Annotated in this window: 18 protein-coding genes; 16 read left to right on the top strand and 2 right to left on the bottom strand. The window is 76.2% G+C overall.

What is annotated here, in order from left to right; all coding sequences use genetic code 11:
• Positions 1-53 precede the first annotated feature (53 nt).
• Together H2O74_RS08375 and H2O74_RS08370 are read right to left on the bottom strand one after the other, a co-directional pair.
• On the bottom strand, positions 54-3,365 hold the full coding sequence (locus H2O74_RS08375) for a bifunctional proline dehydrogenase/L-glutamate gamma-semialdehyde dehydrogenase (RefSeq protein WP_182111176.1): 3,312 nt from the start codon (positions 3,363-3,365) through the stop codon (positions 54-56).
• Between the two features lie 36 nt (positions 3,366-3,401).
• Complete coding sequence (locus H2O74_RS08370; RefSeq protein WP_182111175.1) at positions 3,402-4,013, bottom strand: alpha/beta family hydrolase; 612 nt, start codon at positions 4,011-4,013, stop codon at positions 3,402-3,404.
• A gap of 167 nt (positions 4,014-4,180) precedes the next feature.
• On the opposite strand from H2O74_RS08370, the gene pyrR reads away from it, so the two are divergent.
• The 16 genes from pyrR to H2O74_RS08290 all read left to right on the top strand — a co-directional run bounded on the left by pyrR (position 4,181) and on the right by H2O74_RS08290 (position 22,528).
• Entirely contained in the window at positions 4,181-4,807 is a 627-nt protein-coding gene (gene pyrR / locus H2O74_RS08365) for a bifunctional pyr operon transcriptional regulator/uracil phosphoribosyltransferase PyrR (RefSeq protein ID WP_182111174.1), read from the top strand.
• The gene (locus H2O74_RS08360; protein WP_182111173.1) at positions 4,804-5,793 is read left to right on the top strand and encodes an aspartate carbamoyltransferase catalytic subunit; all 990 of its coding nucleotides are present in this window, start codon (positions 4,804-4,806) and stop codon (positions 5,791-5,793) included. Before pyrR ends, H2O74_RS08360 begins: the two co-directional genes overlap by 4 nt.
• The gene (locus H2O74_RS08355) at positions 5,790-7,133 is read left to right on the top strand and encodes a dihydroorotase (RefSeq protein ID WP_182111172.1); all 1,344 of its coding nucleotides are present in this window, start codon (positions 5,790-5,792) and stop codon (positions 7,131-7,133) included. The genes H2O74_RS08360 and H2O74_RS08355 overlap by 4 nt, the downstream gene beginning before the upstream one ends.
• Entirely contained in the window at positions 7,130-7,780 is a 651-nt protein-coding gene (locus H2O74_RS08350; protein ID WP_182111171.1) for a hypothetical protein, read from the top strand. Before H2O74_RS08355 ends, H2O74_RS08350 begins: the two co-directional genes overlap by 4 nt.
• On the top strand, positions 7,777-9,021 hold the full coding sequence (gene carA / locus H2O74_RS08345; RefSeq protein WP_182111170.1) for a glutamine-hydrolyzing carbamoyl-phosphate synthase small subunit: 1,245 nt from the start codon (positions 7,777-7,779) through the stop codon (positions 9,019-9,021). Before H2O74_RS08350 ends, carA begins: the two co-directional genes overlap by 4 nt.
• Positions 9,005-12,352: a carbamoyl-phosphate synthase large subunit gene (carB, locus tag H2O74_RS08340; protein ID WP_182111169.1), complete on the top strand. Its 3,348-nt coding sequence runs from the start codon at positions 9,005-9,007 to the stop codon at positions 12,350-12,352. Before carA ends, carB begins: the two co-directional genes overlap by 17 nt.
• Positions 12,349-13,266 (top strand): orotidine-5'-phosphate decarboxylase, encoded by a 918-nt coding sequence (pyrF, locus tag H2O74_RS08335; RefSeq protein WP_370525706.1) that lies wholly within the window; start codon positions 12,349-12,351, stop codon positions 13,264-13,266. Before carB ends, pyrF begins: the two co-directional genes overlap by 4 nt.
• A 96-nt stretch (positions 13,267-13,362) precedes the next feature.
• Entirely contained in the window at positions 13,363-13,674 is a 312-nt protein-coding gene (mihF, locus tag H2O74_RS08330; protein ID WP_182111168.1) for an integration host factor, actinobacterial type, read from the top strand.
• 8 nt (positions 13,675-13,682) lie between these two features.
• Positions 13,683-14,255 carry a guanylate kinase gene (gene gmk, locus H2O74_RS08325; RefSeq protein ID WP_255491513.1) on the top strand — a complete coding sequence of 191 codons (573 nt, stop codon included), beginning with the start codon at positions 13,683-13,685 and terminating at the stop codon, positions 14,253-14,255.
• Positions 14,256-14,412: 157 nt separating this feature from the next.
• A complete protein-coding gene (gene rpoZ, locus H2O74_RS08320) occupies positions 14,413-14,676 on the top strand; it encodes a DNA-directed RNA polymerase subunit omega (protein WP_182111167.1) in 264 nt (87 codons plus the stop codon).
• Between the two features lie 44 nt (positions 14,677-14,720).
• Positions 14,721-15,959, top strand: coding sequence for a bifunctional phosphopantothenoylcysteine decarboxylase/phosphopantothenate--cysteine ligase CoaBC (gene coaBC / locus H2O74_RS08315; RefSeq protein ID WP_182111166.1), 1,239 nt, complete (start codon positions 14,721-14,723; stop codon positions 15,957-15,959).
• A gap of 4 nt (positions 15,960-15,963) precedes the next feature.
• A complete protein-coding gene (gene metK, locus H2O74_RS08310; RefSeq protein WP_182111165.1) occupies positions 15,964-17,172 on the top strand; it encodes a methionine adenosyltransferase in 1,209 nt (402 codons plus the stop codon).
• Between the two features lie 63 nt (positions 17,173-17,235).
• The gene (locus H2O74_RS08305; RefSeq protein ID WP_182113948.1) at positions 17,236-19,341 is read left to right on the top strand and encodes a primosomal protein N'; all 2,106 of its coding nucleotides are present in this window, start codon (positions 17,236-17,238) and stop codon (positions 19,339-19,341) included.
• Complete coding sequence (locus tag H2O74_RS08300; protein WP_182113947.1) at positions 19,338-19,976, top strand: HAD-IA family hydrolase; 639 nt, start codon at positions 19,338-19,340, stop codon at positions 19,974-19,976. The genes H2O74_RS08305 and H2O74_RS08300 overlap by 4 nt, the downstream gene beginning before the upstream one ends.
• Positions 19,977-19,985: 9 nt before the next feature.
• Complete coding sequence (fmt, locus tag H2O74_RS08295; RefSeq protein WP_182113946.1) at positions 19,986-20,963, top strand: methionyl-tRNA formyltransferase; 978 nt, start codon at positions 19,986-19,988, stop codon at positions 20,961-20,963.
• On the top strand, positions 20,960-22,528 hold the full coding sequence (locus tag H2O74_RS08290; protein ID WP_182113945.1) for an RsmB/NOP family class I SAM-dependent RNA methyltransferase: 1,569 nt from the start codon (positions 20,960-20,962) through the stop codon (positions 22,526-22,528). The genes fmt and H2O74_RS08290 overlap by 4 nt, the downstream gene beginning before the upstream one ends.
• The last annotated feature ends 17 nt before the right edge of the window (positions 22,529-22,545 follow it).

Genomic DNA, 22,545 nt, shown 5'->3' with positions numbered 1-22,545 from the left:
TACCGCTCCTGCTTGAGCCCGGCGCACCGGGCATTCAGGTGATGTGTGCGCGCTCAGCCGTCCGCGGGCAGGTGCCCGAAGCGGTGCCGCGTCCGGCTGATCGCCTGCTCCCGCAGGACGGTGCGCAGCTCCCGCTCGCCCGAGGCGACCACGGGCGCGTCGATGAGGGTCACCTCGCCGACGCGCGCGGCGACCGCCTCGCGCAGCCCCGCGCTGGTGCCGACCAGGCGGACGCGCCCCGTGACGGCCCCGTCGCGCACGCGTACCGCGAAGGCGTCGTCCGCCTCGCCGGGCGCCCGCGAGAGCGTCACCGGAACCCCGGCCAGCGCTGCCGCGGCGCGCACGCGCGTCACGTCCCGCTCCCTCGCGTCGGCGCCGACCCGGACCGTCAGGTGGGGCACGGGGCGGTAGCGCAGCACGTTCGCCTCGACGGCGAGCCCCGACGGGTCGTGCTCCACGCCGAAGTGCTCCCGCCAGCAGCGCTCGTCGTCGGCCCGCGCCCAGGCGAGCCAGCCGTCGTCGTCGCGGGGGACGTCGGGGGCGTCCGCCCACGCGCCGAGCTGCGGCACGTAGCCCGGACCGCCGGCCTTGGCGCCGGGCCCGACGGCGCTCGCCTTCCAGCCGCCGAAGGGCTGGCGCCGCACGATCGCCCCGGTGATGTGCCGGTTCACGTAGGCGTTGCCGACCTCCACGGCCCGGAGCCAGTGCTCGATCTCGCGCTCGTCGAGCGAGTGCAGTCCGCCGGTGAGCCCGAAGGCCACCTCGTTCTGCACGGCGATCGCCTCGTCGAGGGTCTCGACGCGCATGACGCCCAGCACGGGCCCGAAGACCTCCGTGAGGTGGAAGAAGGAGCCCCGCGCGACGCCGTGCTTGACGCCGGGCGTCCAGAGCCGGCCCTCGGCGTCGAGGCGGCGCGGACGCACGAGCCAGCGCTCGCCCGGGTCGAGCGTCGTCAGGGCCCGGAGCAGCCTGCCCTGCGCGGGCTCGACCAGCGGGCCGACGGCGACCCCGAGGTCGGACGCGGGCCCCACCCGGAGCGACGTCACGGCATCCGCGAGCTGGCGCCGCAGCCGGTCGTCGCGGCCCGCCGACCCCACCAGCACCAGGAGCGAGGCCGCCGAGCACTTCTGTCCCGCGTGGCCGAACGCCGACCGCACGACGTCCGCGACCGCCAGGTCGACGTCGGCCGACGGCGTCACGACGAGCGCGTTCTTGCCCGACGTCTCGGCGAGCACGTCCAGGTCCGGACGCCACGACGCGAAGAGCCGCGCCGTCTCGATCGACCCCGTCAGGAGCACGCGGCGCACGTCCGGGTGCGTCACGAGGTGCCGGCCGACGTCGCCCTCGGGCGCGTCGAGGACCTGCAGCAGGTCGGGGGCGAAGCCCTCCGCCTCGAGCGCCCGCCGCACGGCGCCGTAGGCCACGCCCGCGCTGCGCGGCGTCTGCGGGGCCGGCTTGGCCAGGACGGGGGACCCGGCGGCGAGCGCCGCCAGCGCGGAGCCGACCGGGATCGCCACGGGGAAGTTCCACGGCGGGGTCACGACGGTGAGCCCGTCCGGCCGGAACACCGCGCCGGGGACCGCACCGTCGGCGAGCGCCTCGGCGCGGTCCGCGTAGTACCGCGCGAAGTCGACGGCCTCGCTGACCTCCGGGTCACCCTCGGCGACGGTCTTGCCGGCCTCCTGCGTCATCACGGCGACGAGGTCCCCGCGCGCACGCTCCAGCTCGAGCGCGGCCCGCCGCAGCACCGCCGCGCGGCGCTCGGGCGACGCGGTGGCCCAGGAGTCGCGCAGGCCGAGGGCGACCGCCACGGCGTCGTCGACGTCGCGTTCCGTGCGGATGACCACGGCGGCCGGCACGTCGACGTCGCGCGCCGGGAGGGCCGCCGCCCAGGCGCGCGCCTCGGCGACGGCCGGGTCCGTGTCCGGGACGTTCTCGAAGCCCGGACCCGGGAGCGTCGGCTCGCCGCGGGGCACGCGCCGGGGCAGGGTGGCGGCGGTCGCGGCGCCGGCGACGGCGGCGACGAACGCGTCCCGCTGGCCTTCGACGCCCGCGGCGTCGCCGTCCTGGCCGCCGGCGAAGAGGTCGTGCAGGAAGTTCTGCGGCGCCGCGTTCTCCTCGAGGCGCCGCACGAGGTAGGAGATCGCCACGTCGAAGTCGTCCCGGGCCACCACCGGCGTGTAGAGCAGGACGTGGGTGTCGGGAGCGACGGCGTCGCGCACGGCACGGGCCTGGGCGGGCGCCATGCCCTGGAGCATCTCGACGTCCAGCGCCTCGCCGACGCCCCGCTCGCGCGCCAGGAGGTGGGCGAGCGCGACCCCGTAGAGGTTGTGGCTCGCGGCGCCGACCCGCACCGCGCCGGTGCGTGCGGGGTCCAGGGCACGGTCCAGGAGGCGCACCCAGGAGGCGTCGACCTCGGCCTTGGTCCCGTAGGGCGCCTGCGGCCAGCCGTGCAGCTCGGCCTCGACCCGCTCCATCGCGAGGTTCGCGCCCTTGACCAGGCGCACCTTCACGCGCGCCCCGCCACCGGCGACCCGGCGCGCCGCCAGGGCCGTGATCTCGTCCAGCGCCGCGTGGGAGTCGGGCAGGTACGCCTGCAGCACGATGCCCATGGCCATCGAGCTCAGGTCCGCGTCGGCGAGGAGGCGCTCGAAGACCGCGACGGTGAGCTGCAGGTCCCGGTACTCCTCCATGTCGAGGTTGAGGAACGTGCCGTGCGCGTGCGCGGACCGGTACAGCGGCTGCAGGCGGTCGACGACCCGGTCACGGCTGCCCGCGGTGTCCCAGGTGGCGAGCTGGCTCGCCACGGCGGAGACCTTCACCGAGACGTAGTCCACGTCGGGACGCTCGACGAGGGCCCGGACGCGGTCGAGGCGCGAGCGCGCCTCGACCTCCCCGAGCACCGCCTCGCCGAGCAGGTTGAGGTTGAGCCGGAAGCCCTCGGCGCGGGCGCGGGCGACGTGCCGGCGCAGGCCCGGGCCCGCGTCGGCGACGAGGTGCCCGACGAGCTGGCGCAGGCGGGCGCGCGCGGCCGGCACGACGACGTGCGGCAGGACCGGCGCGACGCGCGCGCCGACCGCCAGCAGCGCCCGGTCCGCCGGCCCGAGGAACGCGCCGGCCGCCGAGGCCCGGTCGGCGAGCCCGGCGAGCTCGGCCGCCGCGACGCGGACGTCCTGCGGGCGCGCGACCCGGTCGACGAAGCGGACCGCCAGCTCGAGGCCCGCCGGGTCCGAGACGAGGCCCGCGAGGCGTCCCGTCGTGCGCCGCTCGCTCGCGGTCTGGTCGGCGGCGGTCGCGGCGACCCACCGCTCGGCGAGGCGGACGGCGTCGTCGGTCAGGGAACCCAGGGCCGTGGTGGGGGGCATGGGCTCATCGTGGCCCGGGGACGGCGCGGCGTCGCGTCACCCGCCGCCGGCGCGCGGATCCGCCGCTCCGGGCGAGACCGCCGCCCCGAGGCCCTGCAGCCACTCGGCGACCGCCGTCGCGACGGCGGCGTCATCGGTGGGTGAGTGCCCCCCGGGGACGAAGATCGTCGTCACCGGCCCGGGGATCGCGGCAAGGTGGCGCACCAGCTCCTCGGGCGTGCCGAACGGGTCCTTCAGACCCGAGACCGCCAGCACCGGCACGCCGACGTGCGGCAGGTGCGCGATCCGCAGCCGCTCCGGCGCGCCGGGCGGGTGCAGGGGGTAGGACAGGAGCACCAGGCCGGCGGCCGGCTGCCCCTCCGCGAGCGCCATCGAGCACATCCGGCCGCCGAACGAGCGTCCGCCCAGCACGATCGCGCCCGGGTCCACGCCCAGATCGGCGGCGAAGCGGTCGGCCTCGGCCCGCACGTGCGCGACGGCGACGGGCGCCCGCTCCGGCCCCCGCCGCCCGGCGGCGCGCCCCGGGAAGTCGACCCGGCGCACGGGGAACGGAGCCAGCGCCGCCTCGACGGCGAGCAGGGTCCGGTGGTCGCGGCTCGCTCCCGAGCCCGGGGTGAGCAGGAGTCCGGCCGGCGTCGACGTCGTCACCCGCCCAGACTGCCACCCGCGGCCCGGCCTGGCCCGGGGACCCCGCGCCCACCGTGGCCCCGCGCGCCGGTGGACGCGACGGCGTGGCGGGGTGCGCGGTCCGGTAGTGTCGCGGCGTCCGACATCCTTTAAGACCCGTCCTGAGAGGCGGGGAAGGAGGTCGCCAGATGTCCTCTGGCCCTGCCGTGCCCGATGCCCTCCGTCCCTCCGCGGACGCCGCCGCCCCGACGCCGGGCGCCGAGGTGCTCTCGCCACCCGAGATCGCCCGGGCGCTGACCCGCATCGCGCACGAGATCCTCGAACGCAACAAGGGCGGCTCCGGGCTCGTCCTGCTGGGCATCCCGACGCGCGGCCTGCCGCTCGCGCACCGCCTCGCCGCGAAGATCGCGGAGGTCGAGCCGGGCGTCGACGCGAGCGCGATCGTGGGGGCCCTCGACGTGACGATGTACCGCGACGACCTGCACCGGCACCCCACGCGCACCATCGGCGCGACCGAGCTGCCCGCCGGCGGCGTCGACGACCGGACGGTCGTCCTGGTGGACGACGTCCTGTTCTCCGGCCGGACGATCCGCGCCGCCCTCGACGCCCTGAGCGACCTCGGCCGCCCGCGCGTCGTGCAGCTGGCCGTCCTGGTGGACCGGGGGCACCGCGAGCTGCCGATCCGCGCCGACTACGTCGGCAAGAACCTGCCGACGTCGCTCACCGAGCAGGTGCGCGTGCGGCTCGTCGAGACCGACGGCGAGGACGGCGTGCGGATCGGCTCCCGCGCCGCCGCGGGGGAGGGGTCCCGGTGAAGCACCTCCTCAGCGCCGCGGACCTCGACCGCGCCGGTGCCGTCCACCTGCTCGACACGGCCTCGCAGATGGCGGCCACCCAGGGGCGCGAGATCAAGAAGCTGCCCACGCTGCGTGGCCGCACGGTCGTCAACCTCTTCTTCGAGGACTCCACGCGCACCCGCATCTCCTTCGAGGCCGCGGCGAAGCGGCTCTCGGCCGACGTCATCAACTTCTCGGCCAAGGGCTCGAGCGTCTCCAAGGGCGAGTCCCTCAAGGACACGGCGCTCACCCTGCAGGCCATGGGTGCCGACGCCGTCGTCATCCGCCACCAGGCGTCGGGGGCGCCGCACCGCCTGGCCCACTCCGGCTGGGTGGACGGCGCCGTCATCAACGCCGGCGACGGCACGCACCAGCACCCCACGCAGGCGCTCCTGGACGCCTTCACGCTGCGCCGCCACCTCGTCGGCGACGCGCAGAACCCCGACGGCGTGGGCCGCGACCTCGCCGGCCTCCACGTGGCGATCGTGGGGGACGTGCTGCACTCGCGGGTCGCGCGGTCGAACGTCAACCTCCTGCACACCCTCGGCGCGCGCGTCACGCTCGTCGCGCCGCCCACCCTGGTGCCCGTCGGTGCCGACGCGTGGACCAGCACGACGTCGTACCACCTGGACGAGGTCATCGCGGACCAGCAGCCGGACGCGATCATGATGCTCCGCGTCCAGCGCGAGAGGATGGGCGGGGACGGCACGGGTGCCGGCGCGACCGGGTTCTTCCCGAGCCCGCTCGAGTACACGCGGGCCTACGGGCTGGACGCGCGGCGCCTCGCGATGCTCCCCGAGCACGCGATCGTGCTGCACCCCGGCCCGATGAACCGGGGCCTGGAGATCTCGGCCGACGCGGCGGACTCGCCGCGCGCGGTCATCGTCGAGCAGGTCGCCAACGGCGTCGCCGTGCGGATGGCCGTGCTGTACCTGCTGCTCGCCAAGGAGAAGGAGACCGCATGAGCGCCCCCCACCTGCTGCGCGGGGTCGCGCCGCTCGGCGGACCCGTGACCGACCTCCTGCTCGCGGACGGCCGGATCGTGGCCACGGGCGCCGACGCGGCGCGCGAGGCGGGGTCCGCCGTCGTCGTCGACGGTGAGGGGCTCGTCGCCCTCCCGGGCCTCGTCGACCTGCACACCCACCTGCGCGAGCCCGGCCGCGAGGACGCCGAGACGGTCGCGTCCGGCACCCGCGCCGCGGCCCTCGGCGGGTTCACGGCCGTGCACGCGATGGCGAACACCTCACCCGTGGCCGACACCGCCGGCGTCGTCGAGCAGGTCTGGCGCCTGGGACGCGACGCAGGCTGGGCGGACGTGCTGCCGGTCGGCGCCGTCAGCGTCGGCCTCGCGGGCGAGCAGCTCGCCGAGCTCGGCGCGATGGCGCACTCGGCGGCGCGCGTGCGGGTGTTCTCCGACGACGGCAAGTGCGTCCACGACCCCGTCCTCATGCGCCGTGCCCTGGAGTACGTCAAGGCGTTCGACGGCGTCATCGCGCAGCACGCGCAGGAGCCCCGGCTCACGGCCGGCGCCCAGATGCACGAGGGCCGCGTCTCGGCCGAGGTCGGCCTCGCGGGCTGGCCCGCGGTCGCGGAGGAGGCGATCATCGCGCGGGACGTGCTGCTCGCCGAGCACGTCGGCTCGCGCCTGCACGTGTGCCACCTGTCGACGGCCGGGTCGGTCGAGATCCTGCGGTGGGCCAAGTCCCGGGGCATCCACGTGACGGCCGAGGTCACGCCGCACCACCTGCTGCTGACCGACGAGCTCGCCCGCACCTACGACCCGCTGTACAAGGTCAACCCGCCGCTGCGGACGGACGAGGACGTCCTGGCGGTGCGCACCGGCCTCGCCGACGGCACGATCGACGTCGTCGCGACGGACCACGCGCCGCACACGCGCGAGGACAAGGACTGCGAGTGGGCCGCGGCCGCGTTCGGCATGACGGGCCTGGAGACGGCGCTGTCGGTCGTGCAGACGACGATGGTCGAGACCGGCCTGCTCGACTGGGCCGACGTCGCCCGCGTCCTGTCGGTCGCCCCGGCCCGCATCGGGCGGATCGACACCGGCGCGCGCGCCCAGGGCCGCCCCCTCGCGGTCGGCGAGCCCGCCAACGTCACGCTGGTCGACCCCGCCGCGCGGTGGACGGTCGACCCGGCCGACCTCGCGAGCCAGAGCCGCAACACACCGTACGAGGGGCGGGAGCTCGCGGGACGCGTGGTCGCCACCTTCCTGCGGGGTCGCCCGACCGTGCTGGACGGCCAGCCGGTCGAGGGCGCCGTGGCGGGCGCGCAGGGCGGCGTCGCGTGAAGACGTTCCTTGCGGTCCTGCTCCTGCTGGCCGTCGTCGTCCTCGCGTACCGCGGGATGCTGCGCGGATGGCGGCGCCGGACGGAGAGGTCGGCCGCGGCCGTCGCCGAGCCGCCGCGCACGCTTCCGCCGCCCACCCGGGGTCGCGGCCCGGTCATCGGTCCTGCGGTGCCCGGGGCGTCCCTCGAGTCGTGGCGCGAGGTCGAGCCGGACGACACGGACGGCGACAGGGGGCCTGCGCGCACCGAGCCGGTCGAGGTCACCTACGTGTCGACCACGACTGCGGGGGAGTGGCTGGAGCGTGTCACCGCGTACGGCATGGGGCGTCCGTCGCAGGCGACCGTCCACGTGCACGACGCCGGCGTCCTCATCGAACGGCCCACGGTGCAGGACATCGCGATCGCGCGCGCAGCGATCCGTGGCGTCGAGCTCGTCTCGGGCGTCGCCGGCAAGGTCGTCGGCCGCGAGGGCATCGTCGTGATCCGGTGGGAGACCCAGCCGGGCGACCGCGACGGGCCGCCGCTGTACGCCGACACGGGGCTGTACCCGCGCCGCCGCGCCGACCGTGACCGACTCGCGGCCGCCGTGCGCGAGCTGCTGGACCCGCCCGCCGCACCACCGCCCGCACAGCCCGAGGAGAACCGATGACCGACCAGACCGCCGTCCTGGTCCTCGAGGACGGCCGGACCTTCACCGGCCGGGCCTACGGCGCCTCGGGCCGCACCCTGGGCGAGATCGTCTTCAACACCGGGATGACCGGGTACCAGGAGACGCTCACCGACCCGTCGTACCACCGGCAGATCGTCGTGATGACCGCGCCGCACGTCGGCAACACCGGCATGAACGACGAGGACCCGGAGTCCACGCGCATCTGGGTCGCCGGGTACGTCGTGCGCGACCCCGCGATCCGGCCGTCGAGCTGGCGCTCGCGACGCACGCTGGACGACGCGCTGCGCGCCGAGGGGGTCGTCGGCATCAGCGACATCGACACCCGCGCCCTCACCCGCCACCTGCGCGAGCGCGGCGTCATGCGCGCGGGCATCTTCTCCGGTGAGGCCCTCGTGGACGCGTCGGGCCGCCGCCGGGCGGAGCAGGACCTGCTCGACGAGGTCGCCTCCGCACCCGCGATGCACGGCGCGGACCTGGCGAGCGAGGTCTCGGTGACCGAGCCCTACACCGTCGAGCCGGTGCGAGGACCCGCGAGCGGCGCCGAGCCGGTCGCGACGGTCGTGGCGATCGACCTCGGCATCAAGTCGATGACGCCGCAGCGGCTCGCCGAGCGCGGCATCCGCACCCACGTCCTGCCGGCCACGGCCACGACGCAGGACGTCCTCGCGCTGGAGCCCGACGGCGTCTTCTTCTCCAACGGCCCGGGCGACCCGGCCGCGGCGACGCACGAGATCGAGCTGCTGCGCGACGTGCTCGACCGGCGGATCCCGTTCTTCGGCATCTGCTACGGCAACCAGCTCCTGGGCCGCGCGCTGGGCTACGGCACGTACAAGCTCACCTACGGCCACCGCGGGGTGAACCAGCCGGTCATGGACCGGCGCACGCGCAAGGTCGAGATCACCGCGCACAACCACGGCTTCGCGGTGGACGCGCCGCTCGACGGGGAGTCCACCGCCCCCCACGACGGCGGCCGCTACGGCCGCGTGACGGTCTCGCACGTCGCGCTCAACGACGACGTCGTCGAGGGGCTCGAGTGCCTCGACCTGCCCGCGTTCTCGGTGCAGTACCACCCCGAGGCCGCCGCGGGCCCGCACGACGCCGGCTACCTGTTCGACCGGTTCGTCGAGCTCATGACCACCGGCTCGGTCACCGACCGCGCCACGGCCGACCACGCCGCCCCGACCCACGAGGAGCACGCCCCCGATGCCCCGTCGCTCTGACATCTCCAGCGTCCTGGTCATCGGCTCCGGGCCGATCGTCATCGGGCAGGCCGCGGAGTTCGACTACTCGGGCACCCAGGCCTGCCGTGTGCTGCGGGCCGAGGGCCTGCGCGTCATCCTCGTGAACTCGAACCCGGCCACGATCATGACGGACCCGGAGTTCGCGGACGCGACCTACATCGAGCCGATCACCCCCGACGTCGTCGCGTCGATCATCGAGAAGGAGCGGCCCGACGCGATCCTGCCGACCCTGGGCGGCCAGACCGCCCTCAACACGGCCATCGCGCTCGACGAGGCCGGGGTGCTCGAGCGGTTCGGCGTGGAGATGATCGGCGTCAACACCGCGTCGATCCACCTCGCCGAGGACCGTCAGGCCTTCAAGGAGGTCGTCGAGCGGTGCGGCGCCGAGAGCGCCCGGTCCTTCATCGCGCACACCCTCGACGAGGCGCTGGCGGCGGCCGCCGACCTCGGCTACCCGCTCGTCGTGCGGCCCTCGTTCACCATGGGCGGGCTCGGCTCGGGCATCGCGTACGACGAGACGCAGCTGCGCCAGATCGCCGGCGCGGGGCTCCACTACTCGCCGACGACGGAGGTGCTGCTCGAGGAGTCGATCCTCGGGTGGAAGGAGTTCGAGCTCGAGCTCATGCGCGACCACGCGGACAACGTGGTCGTCGTCTGCTCGATCGAGAACGTCGACCCGGTCGGCGTGCACACGGGCGACTCCGTCACGGTCGCCCCCGCGCTGACGCTCACGGACCGCGAGTACCAGCGGCTGCGCGACATCGGCATCGCCATCATCCGCGAGGTCGGCGTCGACACCGGCGGCTGCAACGTCCAGTTCGCGGTCGACCCGCAGACCGGCCGCGTCGTGGTCATCGAGATGAACCCGCGCGTCTCGCGGTCCTCCGCCCTCGCGTCCAAGGCGACCGGCTTCCCGATCGCGAAGATCGCCGCGCGGCTCGCCGTCGGCTACACCCTCGACGAGATCCCCAACGACATCACCGGCTCGACGCCGGCGTCGTTCGAGCCGTCGCTCGACTACGTGGTCGTCAAGGTGCCGCGCTTCGCGTTCGAGAAGTTCCCGGCGGCGGACGCGACCCTCACCACGACCATGAAGTCGGTCGGCGAGGCGATGGCGATGGGCCGCAACTTCGCCGAGGCGCTCGGCAAGGCGATGCGCTCGATCGACAAGTCCGGCTCGACGTTCCACTGGGACGGGCCGACCCCGACCGGCACCGAGCTCGAGGCCCTGCTCGCGACGATCGCGGTGCCCACCGAGGAGCGCCTGGTGCAGGTCCAGCAGGCGCTGCGCTCGGTCGGGCGCGACGGCGGCGCCACGGTGGAGCAGGTCTACGCGGCCACGGGCATCGACCCGTGGTTCCTCGACCAGCTCGTGCTCGTCAACGAGATCGCGGACGAGGTGGCCACGGCGCCCGAGCTGGGCGTGGAGCTGCTCCGCCGAGCGAAGCGCCACGGCCTGTCGGACGTCCAGATCGCCGCGCTGCGCGGCCTGGGGGAGGAGACCGTGCGCCAGCTGCGCCACGCGCTCGGCCTGCGCCCGGTGTTCAAGACCGTCGACACCTGCGCCGCCGAGTTCGCGGCGCGCACGCCCTACCACTACTCCTCCTACGACGAGGAGACGGAGGTGCGGCCGCGCGAGCGGCCCGCGATCCTCATCCTCGGCTCCGGCCCCAACCGGATCGGCCAGGGGATCGAGTTCGACTACTCGTGCGTGCACGCCGCGCTCGCGCTGCGGGGCGAGTACGAGACCGTCATGGTCAACTGCAACCCCGAGACGGTCTCGACCGACTACGACACCTCCGACCGGCTCTACTTCGAGCCGCTGACGTTCGAGGACGTGCTCGAGGTCTACCAGGCCGAGCTCGCCGTCGGGCCCGTGGCGGGGCTCATCGTGCAGCTCGGCGGGCAGACGCCGCTCGCGCTCGCGCAGCGGCTCCAGGACGCCGGCCTGCCGATCCTCGGTACCCCGCCCGCCGCGATCGACGCCGCCGAGGACCGCGGCGTCTTCGGCCGGGTCCTCGCGGACGCCGGCCTGCCGGCCCCCGCGTTCGGCACCGCCCGGACGCTCGCCGAGGCGACGCAGATCGCGCAGCGCATCGGCTACCCGGTGCTCGTGCGGCCCTCGTACGTGCTGGGCGGGCGCGGCATGGAGATCGTCTACTCCGACGGCCAGCTCGCCGAGTACGTCGACCGCGCGATCGAGGCCGCCCGGTCCGTGAGCGGACCCACGGCGCAGATCCCACCGCTGCTCATCGACCGCTTCCTCGACGACGCGATCGAGCTCGACGTCGACGCGCTCTACGACGGCACCGAGCTCTACCTCGGCGGCGTCATGGAGCACATCGAGGAGGCCGGCATCCACTCGGGCGACTCCGCGTGCGTGCTGCCCCCCGTGACCGTCTCGCGCTCCGAGCTCGACCGCATCCGCGTCTCCACCGAGGCGATCGCGCGCGGCGTCGGTGTCCGGGGCCTGATCAACGTGCAGTTCGCCCTCGTCTCCGACGTGCTCTACGTCCTGGAGGCCAACCCGCGCGCCTCGCGCACGGTGCCCTTCGTCGCCAAGGCGACCGGCGTCCCGCTGGCCAAGGCCGCGGCGCTGCTCATGGCGGGCCGGACCATCGCGGAGCTGCGGGCCGACGGCGTGCTGCCGGCCACGGGCGACGGCGGGACGCTCGGCCTCGACGCGCCGATCGCGGTCAAGGAGGCCGTCCTGCCCTTCAAGCGGTTCCGCACCGCGGCCGGCGCGGTCGTGGACACCGTCCTGGGCCCGGAGATGCGGTCGACGGGCGAGGTCATGGGGTTCGACGTCGACTTCCCGACGGCGTTCGCCAAGTCGCAGGCCGCGGCCTTCGGCGGGCTGCCGACGTCGGGCCGCGTGTTCATCTCGGTCGCGGACCGGGACAAGCGCTCGATCACGTTCCCGGTCAAGCGGCTCAGCGAGCTGGGCTTCGAGATCCTCGCCACCGAGGGCACGGCGGCGGTGCTGCAGCGCAACGGCATCGCGTCCACCGTGGTCCGCAAGCACTCGGCGGGACGCGGGCCCCAGGGGGAGCCGACGATCGTCGACCTCATCGTGGCCGGAGAGGTCGCCATGGTCGTGAACACGCCGTCGGGTCAGGGCGCCCGCGCGGACGGGTACGAGATCCGCACGGCGACCGTCGCGGCCGACAAGGCGATCGTCACGACCGTCCAGCAGCTCGCGGCCGCCGTGCAGGGCATCGAGTCGCTGCGCGCCGGCCCCTTCGCCGTCCGCAGCCTGCAGGACCACCGGCTCGAGCTGCGCGACGCGGTCCTCGCGGTCCAGCGGTGACGGCCGCGGTGCCGGGGGCGGAGGGCGGCACGACGTCGGGCCGGCCGCGCTTCGGCGCGCGGCTCGCCGCCGCCATGGCCGAGCACGGGCCCGTCTGCGTCGGGATCGACCCCCACGCCGGGCTGCTGGCCGAGTGGGGGCTGACGGACGACGCCGAGGGCCTGCGCCGGTTCGCCCTCACGGTGACGGAGGCGCTCCTGGGCCGGGTCGCCGCGCTCAAGCCCCAGGCGGCCTTCTTCGAGCGGCACGGCTCGCGGGGCGTGGCCGTGCTCGAGGAGGTCGTCGCGATGGCCGCGGGCTCCGGCACGCAGCTGGTGGTCGACGCCAAGCGCGGCGACATCGGCTCGACCATGGCCGGCTACGCCGACGCCTTCCTGCGTGACGGGTCGCCGCTCGCCGGGGACGCGCTCACCGTGAGCCCCTACCTCGGATTCGGGTCGCTCGCACCCGCCGTCACGCGCGCCGCCGCCGACGGCCGGGGCCTGTTCGTGCTCGCGCTCACCTCCAACCCGGAGGGCGCCGAGGTCCAGCACGCCGCCGCGGCCGATCCGGACGGGAGCGCCGCGTCCGTCGCCGGCGTCGTCGCGGCGCACGCGGGCGCCCTCAACGCCGCGGAGCTCGCCACGGCGGGCACGGGCGCGGGCCTCGGCTCCGTCGGACTGGTCGTGGGAGCCACGGTCGCGCCGGCGGCTGAGCGGCTCGGCATCGACCTCGCGGGCGTCCGCGGCCCCCTCCTCGCGCCGGGGTTCGGTGCCCAGGGGGCCGGTGCCGCGGAGCTGGCGGCGTTCGGCGCCGCCAGGGCCCAGGTCCTGGTCTCGACGTCGCGCGCCGTCCTGCGGGCCGGCCCCGACGCGGCCGGGCTGCGCGCCGCGACCGCGCGGACCGTCGACGAGGTGGCCGCCGCGCTGCGCTGAGCCCGGCGCTGACCAGCGCCGATTGCCCTGACCCTCCGAGATCGCTAGGTTCGACGCGATCCGGGACTCCTCCCTCCGCGAAGAAGGTGACCACGCGTGGCCCTACCCCCGCTGACTCCTGAGCAGCGCGCTGCAGCGCTCGAGAAGGCCGCCGCCGCGCGCCAGGCGCGTGCCGAGGTGAAGAACCGCCTCAAGTACTCCCAGGGCTCCCTCGCCGAGGTGATCGAGCAGGGCCGCACCGACGACGTGATCGGCAAGCTCAAGGTCTCCGCCCTCCTGGAGTCCCTGCCGGGCGTCGGCAAGGTCAAGGCCCGCGCGATCATGGCCGACATCGGGATCTCCGAGACGCGCCGCCTGCGCGGCCTGGGCCCGCACCAGGCGCAGGCGCTCATCGAGCGGTTCGGCTGATCGACGCCTTGACCGACACGTCACCCGCACGCCTGACCGTCCTCGCCGGCCCCACCGCCGTCGGCAAGGGCACCGTCTCCGCCGACATCCGTGCCCGCTACCCCGAGGTGTGGCTCTCGGTGTCCGCGACGACGCGCGCCCCGCGACCCGGGGAGATCGACGGCGTCCACTACCACTTCGTCGGTCCCGAGGCCTTCGCCGAGATGGTCGCCAAGGGCGAGCTGCTCGAGTGGGCCGTCGTCCACGGGCGCAACAGCTACGGCACGCCGCGCGGTCCGGTCCTCGAGCAGCTCGCCGCGGGTCGGCCCGCGCTCCTCGAGATCGACCTCGCCGGTGCCCGCCAGGTGCGGCTCGCGATGCCGGAGGCGCGCTTCGTCTTCCTCGCGCCGCCCTCGTGGGAGGAGCTCGTGCGCCGCCTGGTCGGCCGCGGCACCGAGGACGCGGAGGAGCGCGAGCGCCGCCTCACGACGGCCAAGGTGGAGCTCGCCGCGGAGAGCGAGTTCGACCACGTCATCGTGAACGACGACGTCCGGCGCGCGACGGACGAGCTGGTCGAGGTCATGGGACTGACGCCGAGGTAGGATGGGCCGTCGCCCACCGTGTGCCGTCGCACCGGCGGGCCTCGTCCCGCCGGGGGAGCTGCGACGTCAGCCGCCCGCGGACCCCACGATCGTCAGCCAGGACCCGCACGCGCCACGCTGCGCCGGGACGCACAGCCGAGAGAACACGGAGCTAGACATGGCCGGAACCGTCGCCGCACCCGAGGGCATCACCGACCCGCCGATCGACGAGCTGCTCGCGGCCGCCGACTCGAAGTACGCCCTCGTCATCTACTCCGCGAAGCGCGCGCGCCAGATCAACGCGTACTACTCGCAGCTCAACGAGGGCCTGCTGGAGTACGTGGGCCCGCTCGTCGAGGCGCGCCACCAGGAGAAGGCGCTCTCGATCGCGATGCGCGAGATCAACGCCGGCCTCCTGACCGTCACGCCCACCGAGGGCTGAGCGCTTCGTCGTCCGCGGGCGGCACGAGACATCGGGAGCGGGGCGTGCGGATCGTCCTCGGCGTCAGCGCCGGCATCGCGGCGTACAAGGCCGCCCTGCTCCTGCGCCTGCTCACGGAGGCGGGGCACGACGTGCGCGTCGTGCCCACGCCCTCGTCGCTCGAGTTCGTCGGGCGGGCGACCTGGGAGGCGCTCTCGGGCCACCCCGTCACGGCGGGGGTCTTCGAGCGGGTCGAGGCCGTCGAGCACGTCGCCATCGGCCGCGAGGCGGAGCTCGTGGTGGTCGCCCCGGCCACCGCCGACCTGCTCGCGCGAGCGGCCGCCGGTCGCAGCGACGACCTGCTCACCGCCGTGCTGCTCACGGCGCGCTGCCCCGTCCTGCTCGCGCCCGCGATGCACACCGAGATGTGGGAGCACCCGGCGACCCGTGCCAACGTCGCCACCCTGCGCAGCCGGGGCGTGCACGTGCTCGACCCCGACTCCGGCCGACTCACGGGCGCCGACACCGGCCCGGGGCGGCTGCCGGAGCCGGCTGCGATCGCGGCGGCGGCGCTGGCGCTCGTCGAGGGTGCCGACCGTCACGGGGCAGCCTCACGGCCGGACGACCGCCGCGCGCCGCTCGACCTCGCGGGTAGGCGCGTCGTCGTCTCCGCCGGGGGCACGCGCGAGCCGCTGGACCCGGTGCGGTTCCTCGGCAACAGGTCGACCGGCCGGCAGGGCTGGGCGATCGCCAAGGCCGCCGCTGAGCGCGGCGCCGACGTCACGCTCGTGGCGGCCAACGTCGAGCTCCCCGCGCCCGAGGGCGTGGGCGTCGAGCACGTCGAGACCACCGCCGAGCTGCGCGACGCGGTGCGCCGCGCCGCCCGCACCGCCGACGTGGTCGTCATGGCGGCCGCGGTCGCGGACTACCGGCCGGCCACCGTCGCGGACCACAAGCTCAAGAAGAGCGGCTCGGACGGCGCCACCCTGCAGCTCGTGCAGAACCCCGACGTCCTGGCGGAGCTCGTCACCGACCGGCTGCGACCCGGCCAGGTCGTGGTCGGCTTCGCCGCGGAGACGGGCGACGCGACGGGCGACGTGCTCGAGCACGGACGCGCCAAGGCCCTGCGCAAGGGCGCCGACCTGCTGGCGGTCAACGCCGTCGGCCCCGGACGGGGCTTCGGCACGCCGGACAACGACGTCGTCGTGCTGGACGCCCGCGGCGAGGAGGTCGCCCGTGCCCAGGGGACCAAGGCCGAGGTCGCGCACGCGCTCCTGGACGCCGTCGTCGCGCGGCTAGGCTGACGGCATGACCGACGAGCTGCGCCTGTTCACGTCCGAGTCCGTGACCGAGGGGCATCCCGACAAGGTCTGCGACCAGATCTCCGACGGCATCCTCGACGCGATGCTCGCGCAGGACTCCGCGGCCCGCGTGGCGGTCGAGACCATGGTCACCACCGGCCTGGTCCACGTCGCCGGCGAGGTGACCACCGAGGCGTACGTGGAGATCCCGCAGGTCGTGCGCGAGGTGCTCAGCCGGATCGGCTACACGTCCTCGACGATCGGGTTCGACGCCGCGTCCTGCGGCATCTCGGTGTCCATCGGCCAGCAGTCGCCGGACATCGCCGCCGGCGTCGACAAGGCCTGGGAGCTGCGGCAGGACGCGACCAGCTCCGGCTTCGACGACCCGGTCGAGGCGCAGGGCGCCGGCGACCAGGGCCTGATGTTCGGCTACGCCAGCGACGACACCCCGTCCCTCATGCCGCTGCCGATCTGGCTCGCGCACCGCCTCGCGGAGCGACTGGCGATGGTCCGCAAGGAGGGCTCGCTGGACTACCTGCGTCCCGACGGCAAGACCCAGGTGACCATCGGCTACGACGGCGACCGCCCGGTGCGGCTGGACACGGTGGTGCTGTCCACCCAGCACGACCCGGGCGTCTCGCTCGACGCCACGCTGGCGCCCGACATCGCGGAGTACGTCGTCGCGCCCGTCCTCGAGGAGCTCGAGCTCGACACGGTCGGCCACCGCCTGCTCGTCAACCCGACCGGCCAGTTCGTCATCGGCGGGCCGCAGGGCGACGCGGGCCTCACCGGGCGCAAGATCATCGTGGACACCTACGGCGGCATGGCGCGTCACGGGGGCGGTGCCTTCTCGGGCAAGGACCCGTCGAAGGTCGACCGCTCGGCGGCGTACGCCATGCGCTGGGTCGCCAAGAACGTCGTGGCCGCCGGGCTGGCGCGGCGGTGCGAGGTGCAGGTCGCCTACGCCATCGGCGCGTCGCACCCCGTGGGCCTGTACGTCGAGACCTTCGGCACCGAGACCGTCCCGGTCGGGCGCCTGACGGCGGCGATCCGCGAGGTCTTCGACCTGCGCCCGGGCGCGATCGTGCGCGACCTCGACCTGCTCCGGCCCATCTACTCGCGGACCGCCGCCTACGGGCACTTCGGCCGCGAGGTGGCGGACTTCACCTGGGAGCGCACGGACCGCGTCCTCGACCTGCACTCCGCGCTGTCCTGACCGCGACGGCCTCCGCACACCACCCCTGGGGACGGCACCGGGGTGTCGGTCGCTCGTGATGGGATGAGCGGCGTGGCGGAGGAGGCAGGGGTCCAGCTGACGCTCGGGGGCCTGCCCGCGCCGCGGCGCCCGCGCCGCCGGACCCCGGGCGAGCTCGCCGCGGTGGACCCCGTGGCTCTCGTCGCCGTCGACCGCTCCCAGCCGCACCTGGACCGGCCGTTCGAGTACGCGGTGCCCGAGGCGATGTCCGCGGCGGCGCGGCCCGGCGTCCGGGTGCGGGTGCGCTTCTCCGGGCAGGACGTCGACGGCTTCGTGCTCGAGCGCCGGCCCGAGGCCCAGCACGACGGCGAGCTGGTGCCGCTGCGCCGCGTCGTGTCGCCCGAGGTCGTGCTGACCCCGGCGGTCCTCGCCGCCGCGACCGCTGTCGCACGCCGGTACGCGGGGACGCTGGCCGAAGTCCTGCGCCTGGCCGTGCCGCCGCGTCACGCCCGCGTCGAGCAGGAGGAGTGGCCGGCGCCGGAGCCGTCGGCACGGGCCGCGGACGACACGGCGACGGGCTCGTGGCCGCAGCTGCCCGGCGGCACGGCGTTCCTGCGGCGCGTCGCGACGGGGGAGTCGCCGCGCGCGGTCTGGCAGGCCCTCCCCTCGGGGCACGGGACGGGGTGGGCGCGCGACATCGCCGCTGCCGTCGTGGCGGCGCGGGCGGGGGGACGCGGGGCGCTCGTCGTCGTCCCGTCGGGCGCCGACGTCGAGGTCCTCGAGCGCGCCCTGGAGGCCGCGGGCGTCGCGGCGTGGGCGCCGGGAGCGGGGTCCGGCCGCGTCCGGCTGCTCGCCGACGACGGTCCCGCGGCGCGCTACCGCGCGTTCCTCGCGGTGAGCCGGGGCCTGGCCGACGTCGTCGTGGGCACCCGCGCGGCGGCGCTCGCCCCCGTCTCGGACCTCGGGCTCGTCGTGTGCTGGGACGACGCCGACGGACTGCACGCCGAGCCGCGCGCGCCCTACCCCCACGCGCGCGAGGTCCTCGCCGTGCGCGCCGACCTGGAGGGCGCGGCGATGCTCGTGGGCGGCTACGTCCGGTCGGTCACGAGCCAGCGCCGGCTCGCCGAGGGCAGCGCCCGCGCCCTGGGACCGCCGCGGGACGCCGTGCGGGCCGCGGCCCCCCGCGTGACGGCGCTGACGTCCGTCGAGCTGGCCCGCGAGGGACCCGCGGCGGCGGCGCGCCTGCCGGGCGCCGCCTGGCGCGCGGTCAAGGACGGCCTGGCGGCCGGGCCGGTGCTCGTGCAGGTCCCGCGCGCCGGGTACGTGCCGGCCGTCGCGTGCGGCACCTGCCGCGCGACGCCCCGGTGCGGGCACTGCAGCGGGCCGCTCGAGCTCGCCGGACCGCACGCGCCGCCACGCTGCCGCTGGTGCGGGCGCCTCGCGACCGGCTGGCGGTGCCCCGAGTGCTCGGGGACGGCGCTCCGCTCGGTGCGCGTCGGCTCCGGCCGGACCGCGGAGGAGCTCGGCCGGGCCTTCCCGGGTGTCACCGTCCGCGTCTCGAGCGCCGCGACCGGCGTCGTCGCCGAGGTCGGCGAACGGCCCGCCCTCGTGGTCGCCACGCCGGGCGCCGAGCCGCGGGCCGCCGGGGGCTACGCGGCCGCGCTGCTGCTGGACGCCGCCGTCGTCACCGCACGGCCCGGCCTGGACGCGGCCGTGGACGCGCTGCGGACCTGGACCGCGGCAGCGGCGCTGGTCCGGCCGGCGGCCGCGGGCGGCCGCGTGCTGCTCGTGGGCGACGGCGCGCCGCGCCCGACCCAGGCGCTGGTCCGGTGGGACCCCGGGCACCTGGCGGAGCGCGAGCTCGCGGAGCGCTCGGAGCTCGCGCTGCCCCCGGCCGTCCACATGATCGCGCTCGACGGGCCGCGCGAGGCCGTGGAGCGCCTGCTCGGGCGCCTCGCGCTGCCCGCCGGGTCCCAGGTGCTGGGGCCGCTCGCGGTCGACGGCGCACCGGCCCCCGCGCAGGACGTGCTGGACCCCGAGCTCCTGCGCCCGGTGCGGGCGCTGGTCCGGTCCCCGTGGTCGGTCGCCGCCGAGGCGACGACCGCGGTCGCCGCCGCCGTCGCCGCCCGCAGCGCCCGCCGCGAGCCCGGTAGCGTCCGCGTCGTCGTCGAACCCCTGGAGGTGCTGTGAGCCGGCAGATCGACGCCGTGCTGTTCGACCTGGGCCAGGTCCTCGTGCGGTGGGAGCCGCGCCTGCCCTACGTCGGCCGGCACGACGACGCCAGCGTCACGGCGTTCTTCGAGGAGGTCGACTTCGCCGCCTTCAACCACGCGCAGGACGCGGGCCGCACCTGGGCGCAGGCGCGCGACGCCCTCGCGGCGTCGCACCCCCACCACCTGCCGATGCTCGACACGTACGTCGCGCACTTCCGCGACGCGCTCCCGGGGCCGGTCGACGGGGCGCCCCAGGTCGTGGCGGACCTGCGGGCCGCGGGGATGCGGCTGCTGGGCCTGACGAACTGGTCGGCCGAGACGTTCCACCACGCCGCGCAGGCGGCGCCCGTCGTCGCCGAGCTCGAGGACGTCCTGGTCTCGGGCCGGGAGGGCCTGGCCAAGCCCGACCCGCGCATCTTCGCCCTCGCGGTGACGCGGTTCGGCCTCGACGCCGGACGCACGCTCTTCGTCGACGACTCGCCCGCGAACGTCGCGGCGGCCGGGCGGGCGGGGCTGCGGGCCCACCACTTCACGTCGCACGCGGCCCTGCGCCGGCACCTCGGCGAGCTCGGCGTCGACCTGGGGGCCGGGGCGACGACGGCGCGAGCCTAGGATCGTCGGATGCGTCTGCTCTTCGCCGGCACCCCGTCGGTCGCCCTGCCGGCCCTCGATGCGCTCCTCGCGTCCCGCCACGAGGTCGCCGCGGTCCTCACCCGGCCCGACGCCCCCTCCGGGCGCGGGCGGCGCCTGCGCCCGAGCCCGGTCAAGGAGCGCGCACTCGAGGCCGGCATCCCCGTGATCGAGGCGTCGACGCTGCGCGACGAGGCGACCCGGGAGGCGGTGCGCGCCGTGCGACCCGACTGCGCACCGGTGGTGGCCTACGGGGCGCTCCTGCCGCCGGCCGTGCTCGAGGTCCCGCCGCTCGGGTGGATCAACCTGCACTTCTCGCTCCTGCCCGCCTGGCGCGGCGCCGCACCCGTGCAGCACGCCGTCCTGCACGGCGACGAGGTCACGGGCGCCTCGACCTTCCGCATCGACGAGGGCCTGGACACCGGCCCGGTGCTCGGCACGCTCACCGAGACCGTCCGGCCGCGGGACACGTCGGGCGACCTGCTGGAGCGCCTCGCGCACGCGGGCGCCGGCCTGCTCGTCGCGACGCTCGACGGGCTCGAGGACGGCGCCCTGGTGGCGGTCCCGCAGTCCGCGGAGGGCGTCAGCCACGCGCCCCGGCTGACCACCGACGACGGGCGGGTCCGCTGGGAGCACCCGGCCCAGGCGACCGACCGCCGGGTGCGCGCCGTCACCCCGGCGCCGGGAGCGTGGACCACGCTCCCGGACGGCGAGCGGCTGCGCCTGGGGCCCGTCGTGCCGCGTCCCGAGGTGACCGGCCTGGCGCCGGGCCAGGTCGCGGTGGGCAAGAAGCACGTCCACGTGGGGACCGGCACGCACGCCGTCGAGCTCGGGGAGGTCTCGCCCGCCGGGCGGCGCCCGATGGCCGCGGCGGACTGGGCGCGCGGCGTGCGCGACCTCGACGGCGCGGTGCTCGGCACCGTGCTGGAGACCTCCGTGCTGGAGACCGGGGGAGGGGCCGCCCGATGAGCGACCGCCACGGACGACGCGACGGCGCACGCCCCGAGGGCGGGCGGCCGGACGGCGGACGCCCCGGAGGCGGCCGCGACGCCACCGGGCGCCAGCGCGGGCCGGCCCGCCTGGGCGGCGGCGGCGCACGGACGAGCCAGGCACCCGGCGAGCGCGCCCGCACGGCGGACCCCGCGCGGCTCGCCGCGTTCGAGGTGCTGCGGGAGGTCGCGGAGTCCGACTCCTACGCCAACCTGGTCCTGCCGCCGCTCCTGCGTCAGCGGGGCATCCGCGGCCGCGACGCGGCGTTCGCCACCGAGCTCGCCTACGGCACGCTGCGGCTCCAGGGCCGCTACGACGCCGTGATCGCGATCGCGGCACGACGCCCGACGGCGCAGATCGACCCGCCGGTGCTCGACGCGCTGCGCCTCGGGGTCCACCAGCTGCTGGGGATGCGCGTCCCGGCGCACGCGGCCGTCTCGGTGACGGTGGGCCTGGTGCGCGGGCGCATCGGTGCCGGCCCCGCGCAGTTCGCCAACGCCGTCCTGCGCCAGGTCTCCGCGGAGCCGCTGGACGTGTGGCTCGAGCGCGTCGCCGACGCCGCCGGCACGGACCCGGTCGAGCGGGACGCCGTCGTGCACAGCCACCCGGCCTGGGTCGCGCGCGCGCTGCGGCAGGCCCTCCTGGCCGACGGGCGCTCGCCCGACGAGCTCGCGCCCCTGCTCGAGGCCGACAACGCGGCCCCGGCGGTCACGCTCGTGGCCCGCCCGGGTCTCGCGGACCCGCAGGACGTGCTCGCCGACGCCGCCGACGCCCGGCCGGGCCGCTGGGCGCCGACCGCCGTGGTGATGAGCGCGGGGGACCCCGCCGACGTGCCGGGCGTGCGGGACGGGCGGGTGGGCGTCCAGGACGAGGGCAGCCAGCTCGTCGCGCTCGCGCTCGCCGCCGCGCCGGTGGCGCCGACCGGCGCCGACCTCGCGGGGGAGCGGTGGCTGGACCTGTGCGCCGGTCCCGGCGGCAAGGCCGCGCTCCTCGGCTCGCTCGCCGCCCAGCAGGGAGCCACCCTCGTCGCCAACGAGGTCCAGCCCCACCGGGCCCGCCTGGTCCGCGGCGCCCTCACGGCCCTGCCCGACGGCGTCGCGGAGGTGCGGTGCGCCGACGGCCGCGTGGTCGGGGACGAGGAGCCGGCCGTCTACGACCGGGTCCTGGTGGACGCGCCCTGCACGGGCCTGGGCGCGCTGCGCCGCCGGCCCGAGTCGCGCTGGCGTCGGACGCCCGCCGACGTCGGACCGCTGACCGAGCTGCAGCGGGCGCTCCTCGGCTCCGCGCTCGACGCGGTGCGCCCGGGTGGCGTCGTCGCCTACGTGACCTGCTCGCCCCACGTCGCCGAGACGCAGCTGGTCGTCAAGGACGTCCTGCGCCGGCGCGACGACGTCGAGCAGCTCGACGCACGGGACGTGCTGAGGTCCGTGGTGCGCGACGGCGCCGGTGCGGCGCTCGAGCTCGGGCCGGGCCCCTGGGCGCAGCTGTGGCCGCACGTGCACGGGACCGACGCCATGCACCTCGCGCTGCTGCGCCGCCGCTGACCCACCCTGACCCGCGC

The organism is Actinotalea sp. JY-7876 (assembly GCF_014042015.1).
GTDB lineage: Bacteria > Actinomycetota > Actinomycetes > Actinomycetales > Cellulomonadaceae > Actinotalea.
This window is presented reverse-complemented; position numbering and strand designations above follow the sequence as displayed.